Origin of the sequence: Aromatoleum toluclasticum ATCC 700605 (assembly GCF_000378245.1) — a bacterium.
GTDB classification, from domain to species: domain Bacteria; phylum Pseudomonadota; class Gammaproteobacteria; order Burkholderiales; family Rhodocyclaceae; genus Aromatoleum; species Aromatoleum toluclasticum.
In genome coordinates this window covers 309,468-331,825 of the sequence record NZ_KB899492.1, presented here as the reverse complement: position 1 = coordinate 331,825, position 22,358 = coordinate 309,468, and the positions used below count along the sequence as shown (strand labels likewise).

Below are 22,358 nucleotides of genomic sequence, written 5' to 3'. Positions count from 1 at the left end.
AAATGACGCACAGTTCTATGAAGGTTCGTTATGCAGCAAGCCCTGTTGCCGGTCGCGCAAGCCTACAAAGCCGATCCCGAATCGGTTTACAACACCTGGTTCATCAGCAGCGAAGACCGGATCAAGGCGTTTCGCAGCATCCGCCGTGGTGTTGCCACAGTCATCGACGATATCAAGCAGCAGCGCTTTCCGAATGACTTCAAAGGCTCGTCCCTGGAATTCGTGCTGGCGTGCATTTCCGAGCAGAAACAGGTATTCGAAGGGGCTGCGCATCCGTTCTACTGGAAGCCGAAGCTGCGCATCCCCGACATCTACGAGAATGAACTCAACAAGCAGGCATTCGGCGAATTTCTCTACGCCTGCCTAGGAACTACGGATCTGCGGGCGCTGGAAAAGGAAGTCTTGAAGCTCGCTGGCAAGCGCATCAAAGGCTTGGGTCCGGCCGTCGCGAACATTCTGTATTTCCTGCATCCAACGCTGTTTCCGCCGTTCAACACGGCGATGCTGAACGGTTTCAACGCGCTGTTCCAGACGAAGAAGAAGCTCGGCTCCTGGGAGAGCTATCTGGAAATGCGCGAGACAATCACCGCGGCCAATACCGTACTGGGCATACTCTCGAAGGATCTGGGCGCTTTCAGCGGCATGCTTTTCGAGATTGGCGTCGGGCGCCTCGGAATGGTCGGCGATGGTTCGGAAACCCTGGTTATCGAACGCGAAAAGCTCGAACAGGTGCGGCGCAAACGCCACGCGCAGGTAGAGCAGGACATGGCGGAGGAGCGCTTGCATACCAAGGTGCAATACCAGCTGTGTGAGTTGGGCCGCGCGCTCGGCTATGATGTGCTGATCGCCCGCAATGACCGCAGCGCCGTCTACCGCGGTAGCCCCTTGGGGTACCGTTGCCTGGAACGTTTGCCGGATCTCGGGCTATCGCCGGAAGTACACGCCACTGCCGAACTCATCGATGTCTTATGGCTCTACCCCGGTGAGCCGAGAATCGCGAGCGCCTTCGAAGTCGAGAAAAGCACGTCGATCTATTCGGGCATCCTGCGACTTACTGACATGGCGCTGTCGATTCCTGGTCGGGAGGATCATTTGTATCTGGTTGCTCCGGCCGCCCGCAAGAAGGAAATTGTCGATCAACTCAAGCGCCCGATGTTCCGGCGCCCTGACGACTTCTCGCTCAGTTACATCCTGTTCGAGGATCTCGACCTGCACTTCGAGTCGCTATGCAAGCTTGGCGAAAATCGCCGGATCCTCGACCGCCTCGCGTGTCGCTGTGCCGCATGAAACAGTCCTGCGCGCATGATGCCGATCGCTCCGCATGTATGCCTGATTTGCGGTGGAGTGCGGTCAAACGCACGGGCCAACAGATGTACGAACATGTGACACCTGGAGTTCAAAGCTGCCGATGCGGGTCGCCGGGTCGCGTCCGTGACACCCGGCCAGATAGCCCCTGTGCTCCTCCATTTGTTCGCCCGAGGTGGCGCCCGGAAATTTCGACATCTCGCCTTCGAGCACCGCTTGCGGCGCTTCCATCATGAACACGTCATTAGACTTTTCCGAATGGCTGCAGCGCAATGATCGCCATGCCAACCAGTGCGATGGCCGCTCCCGCCAGATCCCAGCGCGTCAGCGCCACGCCGTCGACGAGTCGCAGCCACAGCAGGGCGACGACGATGTACATGCCCCCATAGGCCGCGTAGGTGCGTCCCGCCGCCATAGGGTGCAGAGTCAGCAGCCAGGCGAACATTGCCAGCGACACCGCGGCCGGCACCAAAAGCCAGGCGCTCTTGGCGTCCTTCAGCACCAGCCAGGGCAGATAGCAACCAATGATCTCGGCCAGCGCCGTGACGGCGAACAGCGCGCTCAGTTTCGCCAATTCGATCATGTGTTCCCCTGCAGCGATGCGATGAGCGGACAGGTCACCTCGCCACGTGTCGCTCCACACCGGGCAACCAGTTGGCTTAGCACCGACTCGATGCTGCGCAGATCTGCGAGTTTCGCCCGCACATCCTGCAGTTTGTGCTCGGCGAGGCTGCGTGCGTCGTCGCAATGGGTGCCGTCCTCCAGCTTCAGCAATTCGCTCACTTCATCCAGGGCAAAACCGAGCCGTTGTGCCGACTTGATGAAGCGCACACGTGCAAGGTCAGCGCCCGCGTAGCGGCGAATGCTGCCGCATGGCCGCGCAGGCTCGGGAAGCAGGCCCTTGCGCTGGTAGAAACGAATGGTTTCGACATTGACGCCTGCCGCGTCCGCCAGAACGCCGATCGAGAAATGATCGGATGGGTTTTTCATGGCGCTTGACTCCGTACTTTAGTACGGAAGTAAGCTTACACCATGCAATCGAAGACCTTGATCGGAAATCCCCCTCGCACCCGCAATGATGGGCGCGGCGCCTTGCTCGCCAGCGGCGTGGCAGCCATCCTCGCGTCAACCTGCTGCCTCGGGCCGCTGGTGCTGATTACGCTCGGATTCTCCGGGGCATGGATCGGCAATCTGACCGTCCTCGAACCCTATCGCCCTGTTTTCATCGGCGTGGCGCTGGTCGCGCTATTGCTGGCTTGGCGACGAATCTGGCGGCCGACCGTTGTCTGCCAGGCAGGCGAGGTATGCGCGGTGCCGCAGGTCAAGCGCATGTACAAGCTGCTTTTCGGCATTGTGGTCGTGTTGGTGCTGATCGCGCTGATCTTCCCGTTCATCGCTCCGCGGTTCTATTGAAAGGAGATCTGAAAGTGAGAACACAGCTACTGGCGCTGGCATGGATGGCGGCAACGCTGACGGCACCGGCCTGGGCGGCATCCACGAAGGTCACGCTGTCCGTACCGACGATGAATTGCCCGGTTTGTCCGATCACCGTCAAGAAGGCGCTGAGCAAGGTTGTCGGGGTGGCCGAGGTCACGGTGGACTTCGACAAGCGCGAGGCGACCGTCAGCTTCGACGACGTCAAAACCAATGTCGAGGCTTTGACCCGCGCTACCCGGGACGCGGGCTATCCTTCGACCTTGGCCGGCAGCAAGCAATGAGCGTGATCGTTCTCGAATCGGCGCTGTCCTGTCCGGCGTGCGGTCACGTCAAGACCGAAACGATGCCGACGGACGCGTGCCAGTGGTTCTATGAGTGCGAGCATTGCCATGCGGTATTCAAGCCGCGACCAGGGGACTGCTGCGTGTTTTGCTCGTACGGTACCGTGCCGTGCCCGCCGGTTCAGGCGCACGGGCAGCAGTGCTCGTGTCACAAGGAATGATGGCACTCCCGCTTCCAGTCATTGAACGGCGCCCTGATCGTTATCGATACCCGAGACGCTCACCGCCCATGGACGAACTGGACCAGAAAATGTGCCGAAACCTCTTCTTTTACTTGTCACGCCCGCGATCGAAGAAGAGGTATTTGATAGCCGCAGCGGCGACAACCACCAGAACCAGAATCAGCAGCCAGCCCAGCAGCCCCATGCCGAGCATCATCCCGGCCATGCCGTCCATCATTCGCGAGTCCATCTCAGGGTAGCCTCCGTTCACATCTCAAGGATTTGTGCGCTGCGTTCACTGCGAACGCGGCTCTCATCGCCATTTGGCGAGCATTCATCACGCCCGGCATCCTGCGGGTGCCCCGCGTTTCCCCGGAACCCGTGGAGCCTGATTCCACCGCGGAATCCCGCCCGCATGATTCCTCATCCGATCTGTCCGAGAATTGGAATCCGATCGAGAAGCCAGAGGCTGAATTCCGTCAGCTTGCCGGTAACCATTGCCAACCCGATCAGTACCATGACCGCGCCGGCCACGATCTGCAGCGGGCGTCCGGCATGGCGCAAGCCCTTTAGCCGTCCGAGCATTTCGCGCATGAAGATTGCCGACAGCATGAAGGGCACACCCAATCCCAAGGCGTAGGCTGAGAGCAGTCCGACACCGCCGAATACCGAGGATTGCATCGCGCTTGCCGTCAGGATCGCGCCAAGCACGGGGCCGATGCAAGGCATTCACCCTTTCCTCATTCGGTTAGCAATCGCCATCGTTACTCCTTTTCGTTGCCCGCATCGCAGGGTGCCACAGCCGTCGCACCTCGCCGCAGCGCGTGCCATTTGCGCAACCACCGCAAGGCCAACCCCGGCACCAAGGCCTATTGCAGCAACGGAGTGAGGCCGGGCTCCGCCACAGTCGGCATCATATGGGCGTAGGCCCAAGAGCCGACGCGATTAGATATGGCGCCGCTCCTCTGGTGTTGAAGCGTCTGTACAACCTCTCGGATGAGCAGATGGAGTACCAGTTGCTCGACCGCATGAGCTACAAGCGCTTCTGCGGACTGGCGAACGCGACGAACGTCCCCGACCGCGCCACCGTGTGGACCTTCGAGAACCGGATCGGTGAAGCAGGGGCGAAGGCGCTGTTCGACGGCGTCTCGGCGCAGTTGCTTCAGAAAGGGTTCATCGCGCGCGGCGGTCAGATTATCGATGCCACGCTGGTTCCCGCGCCCAAGCAGCACAACAGCCGGGGCGAGAAGGAACTCATCGAGCAAGGCGCGATGCCGCCAACTGGAAGCCGGCGAAGCGGCGCCAGAAGGACACCGACGCGACCTGGACGAAGAGGCACGGCAAGAGCCACTTCGGCTACAAGCTGTCGATCAATGTCGACAAGAAGTACAAGATCATCCGCCGGATCGAGACCGACACCGCCTCCATGCACGACAGCCAGCACTTTGACAACGTCTTCGACACGAGCAACACGAGCCGTGATGTCTATGCCGATCGGGGCTACCCGTCGGAGGAGCGCGAAGCTTGGCTGAAGGAGAACGGCTTTCGGAACCAGGTCCAGCGCAAGGGCAAGCGCAACAAGCCGCTGTCCGAGTGCCAGCAGCGACGCAACAAACGCATCGCCAAGACGCGCGCACGGGTCGAGCACGTGTTCGGCGCCATCGAGCAGATGGGCGGCAAGCTGCTGCGCACCATCGGTCAGGCGCGGGCCAACTTTGCGATGACGATGATGGCGGCCTGCTACAATCTCAAGCGGCTGGTCTATCTCCAGGAGGCCGGAATCGAGGCCTTCTGACGCCCGAAATGGGCCGAATCGCCGGTGCCCGAGGCGATTCGAGGTAAAAACGGGGCGACATCGCCGGGAAAAGCGGCGATTTGTCATAGAAATCGAACCGAATTCGGTCGCGGTCATCGTTGGGCGGCAGGATTCATTGAAAACCTCGCGTTATTCGAGGTGCCCAATCGTCGAAAAGGGTGTGTAGAGCCGTACCAGTAATACAGTATGTAATAATCGGGAGTGCCGCCATGGCCAGACGTGGCATCTTCATGCGCGCACGCGACACGCTGCGTGCGCAGGCCGACATCCGTCGATCGACGCCATCCGGGTCGAACTCGGTAACACCGGCTCAAAGGCGACGATTCACCGCTATTTGAAGGAGATCGAGGAGGAAGAAGGCGGGATCGGCGGCACCCAGGTCGCGGTGAGCGAGGCAATTCAGGACCTGGTAGGCCGGCTGGCCGGCCGCTTGCACGAAGAGGCGGATGCCCGGATTGCGGAGGTGAAGACCCGCTACACCGCCGAAATTGCCCAACTCAAGGACGCGCTCGCGCAGCAACGCAAAGACGGCGACGCACTCGGGATCCAGTTGCAGCGCACCGAAACACTCCTGAGCGAGGAGCGCGAGGGGCATCGTCAGACGACCCTCACGCTGCAAGAGGAGACCGTGCAACGTGCCCTGGCCGCGCAACAGGCCGCCGATCTTCAGTCACAACTGGCGCAAGGTGAACAGTACCGGCAATCGCTGGAAGACAAACACCGCCATGCCCGTGAAGCCTTGGACCATTTCCGGCAGGCGGCCAAGGAATAACGCGACCAGGAGCAGCGCCAGCACGAGCAGCAGGTCCAGCACCTGCAGGTCGAACTGCGGCAACTGAATCTGACGCTCGGAACCAAACAGGATCAACTGACAGGGATCAGCCGGGACAACGCGCGCTTGGCGGCCGAGCTCTCGCAGGCCCATGTGCAGCTTCACCAGATTCAGACGGAGGCGCGATCGCTCCGCGAGGAAATGGCGGCGGCTTGGGAAACGGGGCGACACGCTGAGTCGTTGAGCCAGCGCTTGGAGGAGCGGGAACTACAGATTGAGGAGCTGCTTCGCGGCAAGAGTGTGCTCGAAGCCGCGCTCGCCGGGGAGAGCGAACGTCGTCAAGCCCTTGAAATCGAACTCGCGGCGGCCCAGGCATCACTGGCGGTACAGGAAAAAGTGATGGCCGACTTGCATAACCAGCTACTGCGTCAGGGCAGCCGAAGGAAACGGAGCGGGCGAGAGGGCGCGGGCGTCGGCGCGAAAACCGCAACGTCCGACGCTCCGTAAGTTCACCTGTAAACAGATGGTTACAGATCGAAAGTCCTAATTTTTGCTTCATCCCGGTGCCATCCCTTTTGGGGGAGTGGGCGCAGAAAGCGGTCAACCCGCATGTCCCTTTTTCTGCTGAACCGAACAGCCCACGCGGCGATCGTGGCACCTGGAAACTTCCAGGAGCCCAATCGATGCAAAAGCCCACCAGCCTGTTCTCAACCGACCCTTTCCGGCTTGGTCTGTGCTGCGTCGCGGCCGGCCTCATGGGCACTGGTTGCGCGGCCAACGCCGGCAAGCCAATCGACGCTGCCCAGCCATCGTCTCCAGTCGTCGCACCTGCGCTGCCCGCCACACAGGTTTCTGTGACGCGCTACGGCCGCTACACGTTGGTCGAGCTGGTGCCGGAGCCTGCCCAGCGCGATCTGCTGCAGCAGACCGTGGAAGTCTCCGTCCCGCCCACGCTCGATGCGAACGTGGGCGACGCCATGCGGCATGTCCTGCTGCGCTCGGGCTACCGGCTCTGCGATGCCGCCGCCGCCCTCTACGCGCTGCCGCTGCCAGCCGCGCATCTGCGCCTTGGCCCGCTGGTGCTGCGCGACGCCTTGCTGACCCTGGCCGGCCCCGCCTGGGATCTGTCGGTCGATGACCTGACACGCCAGGTTTGCTTCAGCCGGCATGTCCATGCGCCGGCTTCCTTGGACCACTCCGAGGAGGTGCAGCAATGACGCTCCCGCAAGAGTTGCCTGAGCACGGCGCCCGCACGCGCTGGATCAAGATCGCCGCGGCCGCTTGGCTACTGCTCGTCAGCGCGGTCGCCATCGTCAACAGCGTCGGCCTGTCGCGTCTGGCCGAGCAGACCCAGGACAACGCGCAGGCGGTCCAGGTCAAGGCGCTGGGGGGGCGCGTGACCGACCTCGAACAGCGGGCCGACGCGGACAGGGGCCGGCCCACGCCAGTCAGCCAAGCCGATTTCGCGGCCGCCCGGCAGGCGCTGGACGAGAAGATGGCTCGCCTTGAAGAAGCGCAGTCGGCGGGCACTGTGGCCACCGACCTGCAGGCCTTGCAGGCGCGCGTGAGGGGGGTCGAGACCCGCTTGGAGAAATCCCGGCAGGCGGCATCCTCCGCTCGCCAGCGCACCCCTGCCGCGACGCCGCCCAAGGTGCCGGAGCCGCCATTCCAGGTCATGGGCGTGGAACTGCGTGGCGGCGAGCGTTTCCTGTCGATCACCGCCACCAGCGCGACCTCGCTCGCAGGCGCCCGGCTGCTGCGCGAGGGTGATACCGAGGGCGGCTGGCACCTGCAATCCGTCGAGGCGCGTGCGGCCGTGTTCCAGGTGAATGGCCAGACGCAGCGCGTCGCGGTGCCGTAGGCGGTCGCCATGACGCTGCGGCCGATGCTCGCTGCCGTTCTGCTGTTCACCGCCATGGGCACATCCGCGCAGCCGGCCGCGGTGACGAACGCCCGCGTGGTTCCCAGCCAGGTACAGCCCAACACCGTTGCGGCGCTCGACGAGCGCCAGGCGCGGGACTGGGGCCTTCGGCCCGAGGAGTGGGCGCGCTTCCGGCAATTGATGCAGGGGCCGCTCGGGGTGTATTCGCCCCAGCTCGATCCGCTCACGGCGCTGGGCATCGAGGCACGCAGCGAGGAAGAACGCAGGCGCTACGCGGAACTCCAGGTCCAGGCCGAAGCCCGACGCGTCGACAAGACACTGGCCTATCAGCGCGCCTATGACGCCGCGTGGCAGCGCCTATTTCCCGGCCAGCGGCGGGTGAGCCTGCCCGGTGCCAAGGCGCCCGGCACCGGCAACACCGGCTCGGGACGGCTGGCGGTGTTCATCAAGGCCGACTGCGTGCCCTGCGCGCAGCGCGTGCAGCAGTTGCAGGCCGCCGGCACGGTCTTCGATCTCTACATGGTCGGCAGCCGCCAGGACGATGCCCGCATCCGGCAGTGGGCCACGCAGGCCGGCATCGACCCGGCCAAGGTGCGCGCCCGCGCGATCACGCTCAACCACGACGCCGGGCGCTGGCTGTCGCTCGGCCTGCCCGGCGACCTGCCGGCGGTGGTGCGCGAGGTGAACGGCCAATGGCAGCGGCAGTAAGCACCCCGCACCGGGCAAGGCGCCCGGGCCGCTTGACCATCCGCTGCGTTGCCGCGGCGCTGCTGTTCATGACGGCCCCCTGGGCGCAGGCCACCCCGGCCCGGGAAGTGCCGCCGCCGGCCTATCAACTGGCGGCGCAGCGCGTCGGCATACCGTCGGCGGTGCTGTACGCGGTGGCCTTGCAGGAGAGCGGCACCCGGTTGCGCGGACGCATGGTGCCCTGGCCGTGGACGCTCAACGTCGCCGGCACGCCGCAGCGCTACGCAACCCGCGCCGAAGCCTGCACGGGGCTGCGCCGGGCACTCGGGCGCACGCCGGCCAACCGCATCGACGCCGGTCTCGGCCAGGTCAATCTCGGCTACCACGCACATCGCTACGCGCAGCCATGCGAGCTGCTGGACCCGTACCGCAACCTGGACATTGCCGCGGAAATCCTGCGCGAGCAGCACATCCCCGGCGAGGACTGGCTGCTTGCCATCGGCCGCTACCACCGCCCCGCTGGCGGGGAACCGGCGGCGCGCTACCGGCGCAGCGTGCATCGACACCTGACCCGCGTGCTCGGCCCCTGCATTCCCGTTCCGACCCTCCAGGTCACCACACCATGAACCGCACCGTCCTCATTGCCGCCATCGGGCTGCTGTCCGCCGCGACGGCTTCCGCCCAGACCGCCTCCGCTCCGCTGAGCGTCGTCGAAGACCGCGGCGGCGCTTCCGCACTGCCGTACTACCAGCCGCTGAATCCGCAGCCGGATCGCGCCACGCCGCCAGCCCCGATGCCACTGCCCCGCGTGGGCAGTCCGGGCGATGCCGAGGCCGCCATGCTGCCGGTGCGCTCGACGCAACTGTCGCCGGGCGACGTGCCGCGCCGCGTCATCCGGGCGCCCGGCATTACGCCGCTGTTCCTGATCGGCGACGACGAGCGTTCGTGGACCTGGCTGCGGCAGCGGCAGGCCGCACTGCGCGAGCTGCATGCCGTGGGGCTGGTGGTCAACGTGGAGTCGATGGCGGCGCTGGCGGCATTGCGCCGCCTGGCGCCCGGCCTGACCCTCTCGCCCGCATCGGGCGACGACCTGGCCCAGCGCCTGGGCCTGCGCCACTACCCGGTGCTCATCACGGCCACCGGCATCGAGCAGTGAGATGGCGCAGCCACATGCGGTGGAAGTTCTGCTGCGTCCCGCGGTGGAGCTTCACACCGTGGCGGTCTGCGCCGGCGCCGCGCTTCTGTGCCTGGCGGCACCGTGGTCGCTCGCGCTGAATCCGCTGCTCGGCCTGGGCTCGGCGCTGGCGTTCCTTGCCTTCGGCGCCATCCGTTTGCGTGACGCCTGGGCGGTCCTGCGCTACCGCCGCAACATCCGCCGCCTGCCGCGCTACGTGCTGACCAGCCGCGACGTGCCGGTGAGCCAGCAGCGGCTGTTCATCGGCAAGGGCTTTCGCTGGGACCAGCGCCACACGCACCGGCTGATGCAGACCTACCGGCCGGAGTTCCGCCGCTACATCGAACCGACGGCAATCTACCGGGTCGCCCGGCGGCTTGAGGAGCGCCTGGAGTTCGCGCCGTTTCCGCTCTCGAAGCTGGCACGGGCGCTGGCCTGGGACAGTCCACTCAACCCGGCGCGGCCGCTGCCACCAGTGGGTGGACTGCCGCGCCTGCACGGTATCGAGCCGCACGAGACCGATGTCACCTTGCCGCTGGGCGAGCGTGTCGGCCACTCGCTGGTGCTCGGGACCACGCGCGTGGGCAAGACCCGCCTGGCCGAACTCTTCATCACCCAGGACATCCGTCGCAAGGTCAACAGCCAGTACGAGGTCGTGATCGTCTTCGACCCGAAGGGCGACGCCGACCTGCTCAAGCGCATGTACGTGGAGGCCAAGCGCGCCGGGCGTGAGGGCGAGTTCTACGTCTTCCACCTGGGCTGGCCGGACGTCAGCGCCCGCTACAACGCGGTGGGGCGTTTCGGCCGAATTTCCGAGGTCGCCACGCGCATCGCCGGCCAACTCTCCGGCGAAGGCAACAGCGCCGCATTCCGCGAGTTCGCCTGGCGCTTCGTGAACATCATCGCCCGCGCCCTGGTCGAGCTGGGGCAGCGGCCGGACTACCTGCTGATCCAGCGCCACGTCATCAACATCGATGCGCTGTTCATCGAGTACGCCCAGCACTACTTCGCCAGGACCGAGCCGAAGGCCTGGGAGGTCATCGTGCAGCTCGAAGCCAGGCTGAACGACAAGAACATCCCGCGCAACATGATCGGGCGCGAGAAGCGCGTGGTCGCCCTCGAACAGTACCTTTCACAGGTGCGCGTCTACGACCCGGTGCTCGACGGCCTGCGCAGCGCCGTGCGCTACGACCGGACCTACTTCGACAAGATCGTCGCCTCGCTGCTGCCGCTGCTGGAGAAGCTGACCACCGGCAAGATCGCGCAACTGCTCGCACCGAACTATACGGACCTGTCCGACCCGCGGCCCATTTTCGACTGGATGCAGATCATCCGCAAACGCGCAGTGGTCTACGTGGGGCTGGATGCGTTGTCCGATGCAGAGGTGGCCGCGGCGGTGGGCAACTCCATGTTCTCCGACCTCGTTTCCGTCGCGGGGCACATCTACAAGTTCGGCATCGACGACGGCCTGCCCGGATCGGCGACCGGCGTGAAGGTGCCCATCAACGTCCACGCGGACGAGTTCAACGAACTCATGGGCGACGAGTTCATCCCGATGGTCAACAAGGGCGGCGGTGCCGGCGTACAGGTGACGGCCTACACGCAGACCCTGAGCGACATCGAGGCCCGCATCGGCAACCGCGCCAAAGCCGGCCAGGTGATCGGCAATTTCAACAACCTGTTCATGCTGCGCGTGCGCGAGACCGCCACCGCCGAACTGCTGACGCGGCAACTGCCCAAGGTCGAGGTGTATGCCACGGCGTTGATGAGCGGCGCCACCGACAGTTCCGACCCGCGCGGCAATACCGCATTCACGTCCAACACCCAGGACCGCATCAGCAGCAACAGCGTGCCGCTGATCGAGCCGGCGCATGTGGTTGCACTGCCGAAGGGGCAATGCTTCGCGCTGATCGAGGGCGGCAACCTCTGGAAAATCCGCATGCCGCTGCCGGCGCCCGATCCCGACGAGGCCATGCCGAAGGATCTGCAGGAGCTGGCCGGCTACATGCGCCAGCATTACATCGAGGCCGGCGACTGGTGGGAGAACCAGGGCATGCCGGGCCTGCAGGACAGCGCGTTGCCCGCCGACCTGCTGGACGACTTCAAGCAGATGGCGGCCGACGATGAAGAGGTCGGGACATGAGCGATCCGGCCGTCGCGGCACAGCGCCAGCAGCAAGGACAGCAGGGGCTGATCGCCAGCCTGGTCACGCTGCCGTTCCGCCTCTTCGGCGTGCTGTGCGGATCGCTGCTGCTGTGCATCGTGATCGAGTGCGTCGGCATGCACTTCTTCTGGTCCGAGCAGGGCTGGCGCCATGCCCAGGGCATGCTCCACTACGAGCTGGACCAGCTCTCGGAGAACTTCACCCGCAGCGCGCTGGTGCAGGAGCCGGGACGCACCGCGCACCGGCTGGTGGAGCAGGGCTACGAGTGGCTGTTCGTGCGCACCGGCCTGCTGGACTGGATACGCGATGCCTCGGCGCAGGCCAGCGCGCCCAGCCGTGGCGGCAGCCGCGACTTCCGCTACTACCTCAGCCAGGTCTACGTCTGGACCGAGAGCTACCTGATCGCCGCCGCCTTCACCACGCTGACCTTTATCGTCCGGCTGCTGGTCTTGGTACTGACGCTGCCGCTGTTCCTGCTCGCGGCCTTCGTTGGCTTGGTCGACGGACTGGTACGGCGTGACATCCGCAAGTTCGGCGCCGGGCGTGAATCCGGCTTCATCTACCACCGGGCCAAGGCCGCGTTGATGCCCCTGGCTGTGCTGCCGTGGGTGATCTACCTCGCGCTGCCGGTGTCCCTGCACCCGCTGCTGATTCTGCTGCCGGGTGCCATGCTGCTCGGGTTGGCGATGAACATCGCGGCGGGGAGCTTCAAGAAGTACTTGTAGCTTGATACGGTCCGCAAAGCACAATCATCCACTCGCATGCTGCAAGAGCTGTTTCGGATCATTGATCGAGGGGTTCTCTGCAATCCGATTCATGTAGAGCACAATGCAATCCCGCGCAAGCTTTTCGGCGGCAGCTCGCCATGTCGACCAGTCGTGTCCGAGTGCTTCATTCTCGCCATGGATCATCCGATTCCGTCCCTTGCCGTAGATCAGCTCGATGAATTCCTTCATCGTCATGCCGTCCCGAGTGATGACTTTATCATCGTCAACTCCAAGATTGGCCTTGATGAGCTTGCGGATGGCTTCCTGACTTCCCTTCCGACTGAGCTTTCCTGTAAGCACCTCCATGGCTGCCGAAAACTTGACGAGGGCGATTTGAGGCACGGTTTCACAGCAACCCTCGTAAAACCAAAGCAGAGTATGAACTACGGCATTCATCAATTTGGGCCGTGCACTACCTTCCGTCGGATCTAGGAAGGAGCTGATAGCCTCTCCGGCGACCGCGAAATTTTCGGCGGACCTCTTGAGGATCTCCTCCAGCTCATCCCGCCTGACCCAATGTGCATGTGACCTCTTGGATCCACCCCCGCCGCCAAGCACGAGGCCATCAGCAGTAAATGAAAGCACCTCGTGATCGCGCAGCTCTCGGCCAGCGCGTAGGTTGAATCCGTTCAGCGCTGTAGATGGCGCCTCCCAGAGTAGCGCCACTGCGGCCAAGGCGAGGCGCGCCGATATCACCGCTTTTTCTTGCCCTGCTTCGCCTCCAAATCCCGGAACCTTGACGGAGCACACATAGAGACAACAGCCGATGGCCTTGAGGACGTGTTGTTCTTCACGGCTGTCGGTGGAAGGCTTCCGTTTCTTCAGCTTGTACCCTTGCCACGTGTGGAGGATACGATGCTTGGCAACTTTCGAGATTGGCCCATCCGCGATTCTTTCAGGAAACCGCTCCAGGCGGCCATCTGGTGTTACCCGAACCCATCGTCCGTCCGACGCTTTGCGATCGAGCCAGACCTTCCGTGGCTCGAAACGAACCGGCCCAACGTCGAAAGGCGCGACATCGTCATAGCTGAAGAGCGTGCATCCGAAAGCGTATTCCCGCTGCCCCTTCTCCGATATCCACTCAACTTCCCTTGTGACGGCCTCCTCGACATCGTTCAAGACGAATGCCGCATTCTGGTCGACGTCTCGTTCGTGATCGATCTTGATCAGCGCTGGACCGAAGGCTCGGCGAACCATTTCCCTGAAGTCCTTGCCGGTAAAACGTGATTCCAGCATCGCATTGCCTTTCATCTTGCGGCGAGCAATGTCCGCTATCAATTGGTCGACCTTTCTCGAAACAGGAATGAGCCGACCATCGCCTGCACCAATCAGGCGAGGCAATGGATCATCCATGTCGCCCCACGGCTGCGGCGAATCTTGAAGCCTTCTGATCTCCTCAATAATGACTTTCACCAGCTCGTGCAATGTCGTCACCTCTCCCCGTGGCACCTTGTAGAGTGGGCAGGGTCTGTTTCTCTGAATGTCAAACTGGCGATACGATTTTCATTGCGACAAGTGCTCGAAGGTGATCATCCAGTGCCCGAGGGATTCGCCCTCCAGAGATGAGCAGCCCCGCTTCCATGTTTCGTTCCATTGCGAAGCCTGTCAGGTTGGCACTAGTGATGAAGCAGGTACGACCATCAGCCACTGCGACTTTGGCATGGACGCTCCCATCGGAAAACGGATCGGCCTTATCGCGCCAAGCATAGAGTCGAGCCGAAGGAACCAGTGCTCTCATCTTGCCTATCGCGTCGAAGGTGATGCTGCCCCCGTGATCCTGGGATAATTCGAGCAGCATCGAGATGGCAACCCCCCGATCGCTTGAGGCATTCAACGCCTTCACGATGGTGGAGACGTCATAAGCCACGAAGCTCGTGATGAACAGAGCCCTATCGGCGGCATTGATGACTTGCAGCAGTGCCTGTTCCGTTCGACGAGCCGAGACGAAGGGCGTCGTCGGCCCCGTCCAGACGAGCTCGGCAGACTGCTCGGCGGCAGCTTTCGTGAGGACGTGGCTGGCGGCGAGTAGCATCGATGCCAGCTCATCGGCGCTGACGGTTGTGGCTCGCCAAGCATCGACGAGCTGATCCATGACCCCAGCGGCTGCGGGTGTGCCGACCACGCCCGACAGCGCACCGGCTGCTTTGCTGGCATCGGTCCGACGAATCCGGCTAGCTATGGCCTGGACCTTCTCTGGAGAGACCAGACAGACCACGGCTGCGACGGTGTCCAAGAGCCTCTCCATGTCACAAGCCCTTGAAGAAATCCGCGTCGATGCGTTCCATGGTCGGAACCAGCAATGACCGATCCAAGTAACGATTGCCACGTTCGCAGGACGTCTCCGCCACCAGGCTACAAGCGTGGCAAGCCGCAGCATGAAGTGAGCGATCTTTCTCGGGATCGTGCTCGGAGCAAAGCGGGTCGGATGAGCAGATCTTCGAACGGTTCAACGCCTGTTCCAGCAGACGCCCGAGATTCTCCGGTTTGCCGAGATCGACGAGGCCGCCCAGCGTCCCATCGGAGTCGGCGGCCGCCGTGTAGATGAGGATGCCAGCCTGCGGAATATCGCCCGAGGTGTCGGCATAGATCCGTTCGCGGATACTCGCGGCGTTGTAACCGCACTCCAGCGCCAGCTCACGAATCAGCAGGTGTGAGAGCGTATGAAGCATGGCGTAGCGAATGCCGGGGTAGCCCTCATCCGGGTCGAGATGACGTGAGTTGCGCCACCCCCTGTGGCCACCTCGGAGCATCTGATCGACCTTCTTCACCGCCGGTAGCGCCTCCCACGCGATGAGAGCCTGTTCGTCGAACTGGATGAAGATGCCCTCGCCATGGACTTGGTTCGCGGGGACCCAATCCGGCTTGCTTCGCGAGAGGTTGGCCATCTGCGGCCGCTCGTTCGGGTCACCCGTTTCTTCGGGCGCCTCCACCCGAGTGAAGCCCAGCAAGGCATTGACCTCGCGCAGTCGCTCCAGGAGCAACACTCTGCTGATGTGCTTTGCAAAGGCCGGCGGCGTGCCGACCTTCTTGCTCATGAAGTGCGGGTAGTCCGTGGGCGGATTGGCCTCCGTCAGCACGTCCCACTCGGGGCCCTTGATATCGGCTTCATCCACGACCTCCTGTCCGCCACCGGTGCGGTGCACCTCGATGGCTGACCAGATCGACGCCGCCGGATATTTGTCGATCCCTGGCAGCGCGCCGGTCTTCTTCAAGGTCTTCACCGTCACCGACACTTCGGCTTCGGATTCCAGCTCTTCGAAGAACTCCCAGCCATCTTGAATCAGCTGACCGAGCGGGTCCTTGCTCTGGGGAATCGCGAGCGCCGAGAGCGTGATCGGGAACCAGCTATTCGTGGCGCCCAGCAGAACGGCACGCGCCTCCTCGTCGCATTCATGGTCGAAGTGATCAAGGTGCGGGTGGCGTCCACGGCAGGCGGGTAGATTCTCTTTCCCCGCCTTGCCGAAGGCGTGAGCCATGCTTCTCGATGCCCCACACGCATCACACTTCACCCACAGGTTTTCGGTTTGCAGCGAGGCGCCGCTCTCAAAGAAGCGCAGCGTGCCCTTGCATGAACTGTTGCCACCATGGACGAAGTAGTGCCAAGGGAAGTCGTCGAGGTGACCATCGCGGCAGGCCAACAGGAAACGTGCCGGTACGGCATCGGCGTCCTTGGCGGGTTGGTCGCCCTTCGAGCCTCGGCAGCCCTTGTGGACGAACCGGGTTCGCTCTGGCCTGAAGCGGTTCTCCTTGATCTCGAACAATCCGGCATCGAAGGGGGACAGCAGGCCGCATTTCACGCAGCGCATCCAGCGCGGGAATGGCCGGACGGGGACGCCGATGTTCGCCTCTGCCGACCAGACGTCGATGAGCTCGCTTTTCTGGAACGGCGGCATCCGCAGGTTCTCGACCTGTGCTCCAAGCACCTTCCGGACAGCGGCCAGCAGCCTGGCTTCCTGGATCGGCTGGCAACGGTCCTTTTCCCATCGGTCGATGCCGAGCGTCACAACGGACAGGCTCGGCAGATCGATCAACGCGCCTGGCCCGTAAGTCCAGAGCAGCTGGCTGGGTCGAACTTCTCCGACTGGCGTCTTGTTATTGATGATCATGTTCAATCCTCATCCTTCGTCGCGGGACGAGGCTTCCAATCGTGGTCGTCCGTGATGTGACTGGTATTCATGATCAGGCGCACGCCGGGCTCCACCTCACGCATGGACATGGGTACGGTCCAGTTGTCCCAGGCCTGGATGCCCGGTGACCTGATCAATGCAACGGTCTTGTCCTTCTCGGGGCCGCGCTTCTCATAGGCCAGGATGCGACCGCCCTTGCCCACTTCCTTGGCCCACTCGTCCGCGCGCTCCTTGAGTTCCTGTTCGGCCAGGCTCTTGGTGCTGGACAGCTCGCTGACGTTCCAGGCCCGTTTGACCAGCACATCGATGGCATCGGTGATCTCGCTCTGGTCTGACTTGTCCAGCTTGCCTGCCCCCTCGTTGGGGCTGAACACATCGTTCTCCAGACGCATCAGGCTCAGCAGCGAGCCGGTCAGGCCACGGTCCATCGCGCGCGGCGAGAAAGGCGTCACCGATTGCGCTTCGACGTGCTTGTAGAAGGTGGCGTGGTAGTGCTCGAAGGTTTCGTAGTGGGAGAGGTCGCGTGGCCGTGCCCACGTGAGTACGGTGCAGACCAAGCCGGGGAAGGAACGTCCCACCCGGCTGGTGGCCTGGATGTACTCCGCCGTGCCCTTGGGTTGGCCGTTGACCGCCATCAGCCCCAGCCGATTGACGTCGACCCCCACCGACAGCATGTTGGTCGCCAACACGACATCGATCGCCCGGGTGTCACCCTCTTGCCACTTGGTCACGTACTTGCCAGTTGCAGCGTCGAACTCGGCCTTGAACTTCACCTCGAGATTGTCGAGGTACGTCGGGATGTCCTGGCTTGAGACTCGTGATGTCAGCTCGCGGATGTTGCTGACGCTGCGTTGTGCCAATGCGGGGCGCTCGACCATGCTCATCTGCACCCGGTAGGAACGTGTCTGCACGTCGTCCTCGGCCAAACGCTTCATCCCTCCCAGCTCACGCAGCGAGTTGAAGTAGCCGACCATGGTCATGTAGGGATCTGCTGGCTCACCGAAGCGATCGAACAACCCTTGCGCGGCGGTCAGGAAGGCCGTGTAGACCCGAATCAACATCGCAGGTCGCGAACTGCCCGGGGAGCAGACCCCGAGGTACCGACGGCCCGGTTTGTCCTCGATCAGTCGCTGGACTGAGAAGTAGTTGTCCTCCACGTCCAGCCCATGCGGCGGGAACACCGACACTCGCCGCATGAAGACGTTGTTCACCTGCTCGCGGGCTTTGCGGACCGTCGCAGTGGAAGCGATGATCTTCGGCTTGACCGTATGTTCGCCGAGCTTCCAGCCACATAGCTCATCCACCGCCGTCTCGTACAGCCCGACCATGGTGCCCAGCGGTCCGCTGATGAGGTGGAACTCGTCCTGGATGATCAGGTCTGGCGGACGGATCGGGCTGATGTTCTTGACCTTGGTGGCACCGAGCCCCTTGCCGGCCTGGTGATTGCCATTGCAGTCCGCGCCCTGCCACAGCAGGCCGTGCCGCTCGCATTCCTGGCCGACCCGACCGAACAGCGTGCGCACCTGGCCCCGCCACGCCATCATGGCGAACTTGTCCACCGTGGCGATCATCATCGTCGGGGGGCGGTGATAGATCTCCTCGTCCACGACCAGCACCGGGATGCCTGCGTGCGGGAGCTTGCTCGACCTGCCCTTCGAGAAGGCGCAACTGCTCTTCTTATCGCCGCAGAAGACAAAGGTACGGCCACGCTCTTTGTCGACCGAGATGTCCTTGCCGGGGTCAATCTTGGAGCCACACCAAGGGCAATTTGTAATCTGAGCCGGAGAGGCAAGCCCCGCCTTGTTTCTGCTCGCATCGCGTATCGCCTGGACGGCGCGATGGCTGTCCTCCGTCGTGCCCGGGGTCACCTTGTTGCCGACCCACAGGCCGATAGTGAAGGGCTCGGTGCCGAGCGATTGATCACCTATCATGAGCACCTCGCGTCGCAGCACCTCCATCGCGCAGATCAATGCCGTGGCACGCTGGAACTGCTGCAGCGTCAACAGGCGCAGGGTGTAACGCATGATCACGGCCAGACCGCGCGATCCGTCGTAGCCACCAAGATTGCCCTGCATGCGCCGAATGGCCATGGTGAAGGCGGCGACACCCAGGTAGGCCTCGGTCTTGCCGCCGCCGGTGGGGAACCACAACAAGTCGGCATAGGCTTCGACGGGTTGCACGCGATCCGGGTGCGTCGGGTCGGTCAGCGAAGGGATCGACAGCAGCAGGAACGCGAGCTGGAAGGGTCGCCAACTGCGGTTCTTCAGCACGTCGAACTGGTCGACGGTGACGTCCTTGCCGCGACGGATCTCGAGTGCGTATTGGCTGCGAACGCGCTGCGTGGCCATTGCTCGGTTGGCGAAACGGAAGGCCGTCAAGGCTTTCTCATCGCATTTCAGCGTATCGATGCCATGCTGCAAACGCGTTTGAATCTCCTGGCATCGATCCATCGCGTGTTGCGACTGCACGTCGTAGCCAAGCACGTCGACGCCGACCCGAGCGCGCTGCTCATCGATCCACGCGGCGTAATCCTTGGTCAGCAGGTTCAGGGCATCGACCAGTGGATCGATGTCCAAGGTGGCGAGGCGTTGCATGTCGAGCAGGCCACTGCTCACCATTTCCTTCATCGCCGGTCGGTCGGCGGGGGCCAGCCCCGGTGTCTCGGTGACCTGCACCTCATACTGCGGCATGACCGTGGTGCGCACCTCAGTGGCCAGCGTCACGTCGTCCGCCGTTTCGGCATGGACGGCGACTCCATGCCCCACCGCGAACTCCACCCGGTTGCGGTAGATCATCTCCAGCGACTCACGCTCCGGATCCATGCCGTCCGCATCAAGTACCGGTCGGCGACGGAAGATGGCGCGCTTTGGTGTTCCTGCTTCCGATCGGACGATCAGCTCTGGCTGGAATACCCAGGCCGTATCGCGGTTGGTCTCGGGTTCCTCCTGCGCATTGACCAGGAACAGCGTCACCAGACGATCGCCATTCGCGTTCTTGGCGCGCACGGCGCCTTGCACCCGCACTTTGGGATAGGTCTTGTCCGGCGCCTGATGAGGGATCACGCCTTCGGTAAGCGGCAGTACCAGCTTGCCGCCACAGGGGATGCGCTGCCAGACCTTGGCCTTGGTCTGCTCTTCGGCACCGGTCTCCTTGTTCTTGCGGGTGCGGAAGATTTCATGCTCGTCACTGCGCTCATAGCGCCCCCAGCGCACCTCGACCTCGATCCGTTCGGCGTCACCATCCACACAAAAGGTCATGCCGAGACTGCTTGGCACCAGCGATTGATTGCTGGCCGCGTCGATCTCATCGGTTGCATCGGATTCAGGCTCGACACGGCCAGTCGCCGTGCCGAACTCTGCTCCCGGTTCATGCTGGCCGGGCGGCTTCGGATCGATGGGCTCCTCGACATCATCGTTCGCCAGAGCTCCTTCGAGCCCCTCGGTGCCACCCTTTGCCGCCTCGCGTGGGGCGAGCTTGCCGACCAGATAGCGATCCCGAACGCCCATGTCGACAATGCGTTCATGAGGGCCACCGGCCGGGCCGAGCAGATCGTCGATCACGGCCAGTTGCAGCAGTTCGCGGATGTAGGCGAGCTCCTGCTGATACTGGGGCGAGCTGGTGTCGGAACCGATCGTCGGCACCTCGGCGATGGTCTTGTGCAGCGCCTTGGGCAGGGCTTCGACGAAATCGGTCCACTGGACGCGGCCGATGCTTCCCGATGACGGCGGCGTGAGTGCAGTGAGGCCGATCAAGGCGGGTTCTGTGACCGACAGCACTCGGTCGAAATGGAGTGCGGTGGTTTCGAGATCGGAGCGAACCCGCAGCACACGCCCGACACGGGTGATGCCGCCAGCGGGGTTCAGGACCAGGACCCAGTCGTCCTCCTCGATACTTTGATAGAGAGAACGCTCACCCTTCAGAACCAGGATGAAGGGCTCGAGCCTGTGGTCGGTGCCGAGTCCGTGATCGATGGCGAGCCAAGCGTTGGGCGCGACGTCCGACCGACTCGTTTTGTTTTCACGTCTTATGTCCATCATTCCTCCGCTTACACCCGGTACTTGTTAAGGGCAAAGTGCCATTCATTGCGGGTAAAGTTCGTCCCTATCTGGACGCAGTGCATTGGCCGTTCTTGTGATAGGCTCAATGTCGAAATGCGGAACGATGCGCGCGATGTCCTCCGCGTCCTCCGTCAAGCCGATCGCAACCGTTAGTCTGACTGCCGCAGCGGGGTCGACGTCGGTTGAGGTTGCCGGGGCCAAATCCATCTCGATGAATCTGAAGCGCTCCTTCGAACAGATCCAACCCTTCAGCTTGGTTTCGCTTTCCCTGATGGCTCGACCATAGACTTCGCAAGCCGACCCTCCGCCCGTCACGAAAACCGGCAGACCTTCTCTCCAAGCGGCACTCCGTGGGTCGCCTCGAGCGTTCGTACGCGTTCCATTCATCACGCTGGCGATGCAACTGGCGACTCTGTTTGCGAACTCCACATCAATCACGTCGACCTCCGTCACATCCCTGCCATGACGGCGCACGAATTCGGCGGCGGTTTCTATCGGCGTTGCGTCGTTCCAGACGAGTTCGAGACCGAGTCTCGCGTGGCGTTCGTGTGAGAGGAAGTGGGTGCCGAGCTGCTTGACCGCTGAGAAGAAGATCGGAACGCGAGGCACGGTGTCCTGCTTGGGGAGCACGACATTGAACGTCGCAACGTCCAACGTGGCGGCGCCGACGTCGATGAGCGCATGCAGTCCTTCGGTGACCTGTGGTGACTTCAGATAGCCTGCAATCTGGGCGACGAACTCGGGAACGACACCTGGCTGGGTTTCGAGTCCGGTGTCGAGATCGCGGCGGTCCCATGCGGCACGGATGGCCGCCTCGTCGAGATCGTCACGGCCGGCGAGCCACCACGCAGTGCGCGCCACGTGTCGGAACCGTTCGACGATCTCCGAGTTTTCGTGTGGTTCAGTCGGGCAACCGAGATTCAACTCCCATCGTAACGACCGATTCGCCAGCTTGCGACCGACCTCCGGATGTCGGTACAGAAATGCCCGCGAATAGCGGATGACCTCGGCCATATAGGCCAGCGCAGAATAGGGGCAAGAGGCACTCGGTGGGCTTTCAACGAGCGGGAGCTTCAAGTTGCCCTGCCATTCACCCCCTTCGAAACGTCGCCAGCCGAACTCACCGCCGGATCCCCGACATACGAAGCCCGGCACGATCCAGCGCCCCGCAGGCGAATCGTCACCGGTCACTGTGGACCAATCCACGGTCACCAGGTCTGGACCTGCGCGGAGAGCGGCCTTGGTGAATGCGGTGCCGAAATCGATACCGAGCCTGACCAACAGGGGGGCACCGCCGCGGGATTCGGGGTGTTGCAAGGCTTTGCCGACTCCTGCCCAGTCGGGAATAGTCAAAAATTGCGAGCCATCGATCCGGGGCTGGAATACAGGTAGGGACGCCGCGGATCTCGCGTCACTCGGCCAACTACCTGGCTTCCCGGTGGCCTGCAGTCCCGAGGCTGTACGATTGCCGCTAGACGGTCGATTGGCGTGCGTTGGCGAGGCAGTTCGTTTCGGCCCCGACCCACGTTCGGTCGAGGCACTGTCCACCCACGACTTCGGTGGCACGAAATCGACGCTTGCTGGTTTATCGTCATGTTTCTCGAACGGGCCTGCCTGCCGCAAGGCACGTTTGACATTGCGTAGCTGATCCTTCCAGCCATTCATGT

At 63.1% G+C, this 22,358-nt stretch carries 23 protein-coding genes and 1 pseudogene; 14 read left to right on the top strand and 10 right to left on the bottom strand.

Features of this window, described 5'->3' with window-relative positions:
• Positions 1 to 30 precede the first annotated feature (30 nt).
• Entirely contained in the window at positions 31 to 1,287 is a 1,257-nt protein-coding gene (locus tag F464_RS0104590) for a hypothetical protein (RefSeq protein WP_018988608.1), read from the top strand.
• Positions 1,288 to 1,350: 63 nt separating this feature from the next.
• Here F464_RS0104590 and F464_RS0104585 read toward each other — a convergent pair whose 3' ends face one another.
• From F464_RS0104585 to merR, 3 genes are read right to left on the bottom strand one after another with little or no spacing between them, the layout of a single operon-like run.
• Complete coding sequence (locus F464_RS0104585; protein WP_018988607.1) at positions 1,351 to 1,545, bottom strand: hypothetical protein; 195 nt, start codon at positions 1,543 to 1,545, stop codon at positions 1,351 to 1,353.
• 4 nt (positions 1,546 to 1,549) lie between these two features.
• Positions 1,550 to 1,888: a YnfA family protein gene (locus F464_RS0104580; RefSeq protein WP_018988606.1), complete on the bottom strand. Its 339-nt coding sequence runs from the start codon at positions 1,886 to 1,888 to the stop codon at positions 1,550 to 1,552.
• Complete coding sequence (merR, locus tag F464_RS0104575) at positions 1,885 to 2,295, bottom strand: Hg(II)-responsive transcriptional regulator (protein WP_018988605.1); 411 nt, start codon at positions 2,293 to 2,295, stop codon at positions 1,885 to 1,887. The genes F464_RS0104580 and merR overlap by 4 nt, the downstream gene beginning before the upstream one ends.
• 42 nt (positions 2,296 to 2,337) lie before the next feature.
• Here merR and merT point away from each other — a divergent pair, with 42 nt between their 5' ends.
• Genes merT through F464_RS30200 form a run of 3 tightly spaced genes read left to right on the top strand, consistent with a single transcriptional unit; the run spans position 2,338 to position 3,244 of the window.
• Entirely contained in the window at positions 2,338 to 2,718 is a 381-nt protein-coding gene (merT, locus tag F464_RS0104570; RefSeq protein ID WP_018988604.1) for a mercuric ion transporter MerT, read from the top strand.
• Positions 2,719 to 2,732: 14 nt separating this feature from the next.
• On the top strand, positions 2,733 to 3,023 hold the full coding sequence (merP, locus tag F464_RS31530) for a mercury resistance system periplasmic binding protein MerP (protein ID WP_269744897.1): 291 nt from the start codon (positions 2,733 to 2,735) through the stop codon (positions 3,021 to 3,023).
• Complete coding sequence (locus F464_RS30200; RefSeq protein ID WP_084600413.1) at positions 3,020 to 3,244, top strand: GDCCVxC domain-containing (seleno)protein; 225 nt, start codon at positions 3,020 to 3,022, stop codon at positions 3,242 to 3,244. The genes merP and F464_RS30200 overlap by 4 nt, the downstream gene beginning before the upstream one ends.
• A 109-nt stretch (positions 3,245 to 3,353) precedes the next feature.
• Here the strand turns inward: F464_RS30200 and F464_RS30820 are convergent, their stop codons facing one another.
• Positions 3,354 to 3,494 carry a hypothetical protein gene (locus tag F464_RS30820; RefSeq protein ID WP_018988602.1) on the bottom strand — a complete coding sequence of 47 codons (141 nt, stop codon included), beginning with the start codon at positions 3,492 to 3,494 and terminating at the stop codon, positions 3,354 to 3,356.
• Between the two features lie 173 nt (positions 3,495 to 3,667).
• Entirely contained in the window at positions 3,668 to 3,973 is a 306-nt protein-coding gene (locus F464_RS27875; RefSeq protein ID WP_018988601.1) for a cytochrome c biogenesis CcdA family protein, read from the bottom strand.
• A 236-nt stretch (positions 3,974 to 4,209) separates the two neighbouring features.
• On the opposite strand from F464_RS27875, the pseudogene F464_RS27870 reads away from it, so the two are divergent.
• The 10 genes and pseudogenes from F464_RS27870 to F464_RS0104510 all read left to right on the top strand — a co-directional run.
• A pseudogene (locus F464_RS27870) lies at positions 4,210 to 5,039 on the top strand (IS5 family transposase); the annotation flags it as partial.
• 295 nt (positions 5,040 to 5,334) lie between these two features.
• Entirely contained in the window at positions 5,335 to 5,832 is a 498-nt protein-coding gene (locus F464_RS31525) for a DNA-binding protein (RefSeq protein WP_332309962.1), read from the top strand.
• Positions 5,833 to 5,958: 126 nt separating this feature from the next.
• Positions 5,959 to 6,339 (top strand): hypothetical protein, encoded by a 381-nt coding sequence (locus tag F464_RS31520; protein ID WP_232428829.1) that lies wholly within the window; start codon positions 5,959 to 5,961, stop codon positions 6,337 to 6,339.
• A 176-nt stretch (positions 6,340 to 6,515) separates the two neighbouring features.
• Positions 6,516 to 7,049, top strand: a complete 534-nt coding sequence (gene pilL2 / locus F464_RS27860; protein WP_051092247.1) for a PFGI-1 class ICE element type IV pilus protein PilL2 — start codon at positions 6,516 to 6,518, stop codon at positions 7,047 to 7,049.
• The gene (locus tag F464_RS0104535; RefSeq protein ID WP_018988594.1) at positions 7,046 to 7,693 is read left to right on the top strand and encodes a hypothetical protein; all 648 of its coding nucleotides are present in this window, start codon (positions 7,046 to 7,048) and stop codon (positions 7,691 to 7,693) included. Before pilL2 ends, F464_RS0104535 begins: the two co-directional genes overlap by 4 nt.
• A 9-nt stretch (positions 7,694 to 7,702) precedes the next feature.
• Positions 7,703 to 8,422 (top strand): TIGR03759 family integrating conjugative element protein, encoded by a 720-nt coding sequence (locus F464_RS0104530; RefSeq protein WP_018988593.1) that lies wholly within the window; start codon positions 7,703 to 7,705, stop codon positions 8,420 to 8,422.
• Entirely contained in the window at positions 8,407 to 9,027 is a 621-nt protein-coding gene (locus F464_RS0104525; protein ID WP_026295741.1) for a transglycosylase SLT domain-containing protein, read from the top strand. Before F464_RS0104530 ends, F464_RS0104525 begins: the two co-directional genes overlap by 16 nt.
• Positions 9,024 to 9,557, top strand: a complete 534-nt coding sequence (locus F464_RS0104520) for an integrating conjugative element protein (RefSeq protein WP_018988591.1) — start codon at positions 9,024 to 9,026, stop codon at positions 9,555 to 9,557. Before F464_RS0104525 ends, F464_RS0104520 begins: the two co-directional genes overlap by 4 nt.
• 1 nt (position 9,558) lies before the next feature.
• A complete protein-coding gene (gene traD, locus F464_RS0104515; RefSeq protein WP_018988590.1) occupies positions 9,559 to 11,718 on the top strand; it encodes a type IV conjugative transfer system coupling protein TraD in 2,160 nt (719 codons plus the stop codon).
• Positions 11,715 to 12,464: a TIGR03747 family integrating conjugative element membrane protein gene (locus tag F464_RS0104510; RefSeq protein ID WP_018988589.1), complete on the top strand. Its 750-nt coding sequence runs from the start codon at positions 11,715 to 11,717 to the stop codon at positions 12,462 to 12,464. Before traD ends, F464_RS0104510 begins: the two co-directional genes overlap by 4 nt.
• A gap of 24 nt (positions 12,465 to 12,488) precedes the next feature.
• Here the strand turns inward: F464_RS0104510 and F464_RS0104505 are convergent, their stop codons facing one another.
• From F464_RS0104505 to F464_RS27855, 5 genes are read right to left on the bottom strand one after another with little or no spacing between them, the layout of a single operon-like run.
• A complete protein-coding gene (locus F464_RS0104505) occupies positions 12,489 to 13,931 on the bottom strand; it encodes a hypothetical protein (RefSeq protein WP_157353546.1) in 1,443 nt (480 codons plus the stop codon).
• Positions 13,932 to 13,989: 58 nt separating this feature from the next.
• Entirely contained in the window at positions 13,990 to 14,739 is a 750-nt protein-coding gene (gene drmC, locus F464_RS0104500; RefSeq protein WP_198292226.1) for a DISARM system phospholipase D-like protein DrmC, read from the bottom strand.
• 13 nt (positions 14,740 to 14,752) lie between these two features.
• Complete coding sequence (gene drmB / locus F464_RS0104495; protein WP_018988586.1) at positions 14,753 to 16,612, bottom strand: DUF1998 domain-containing protein; 1,860 nt, start codon at positions 16,610 to 16,612, stop codon at positions 14,753 to 14,755.
• A 2-nt stretch (positions 16,613 to 16,614) separates the two neighbouring features.
• Positions 16,615 to 20,667, bottom strand: a complete 4,053-nt coding sequence (gene drmA / locus F464_RS0104490) for a DISARM system helicase DrmA (RefSeq protein ID WP_018988585.1) — start codon at positions 20,665 to 20,667, stop codon at positions 16,615 to 16,617.
• Between the two features lie 45 nt (positions 20,668 to 20,712).
• The gene (locus tag F464_RS27855; RefSeq protein ID WP_051092246.1) at positions 20,713 to 22,356 is read right to left on the bottom strand and encodes a hypothetical protein; all 1,644 of its coding nucleotides are present in this window, start codon (positions 22,354 to 22,356) and stop codon (positions 20,713 to 20,715) included.
• Positions 22,357 to 22,358: the final 2 nt, after the last annotated feature.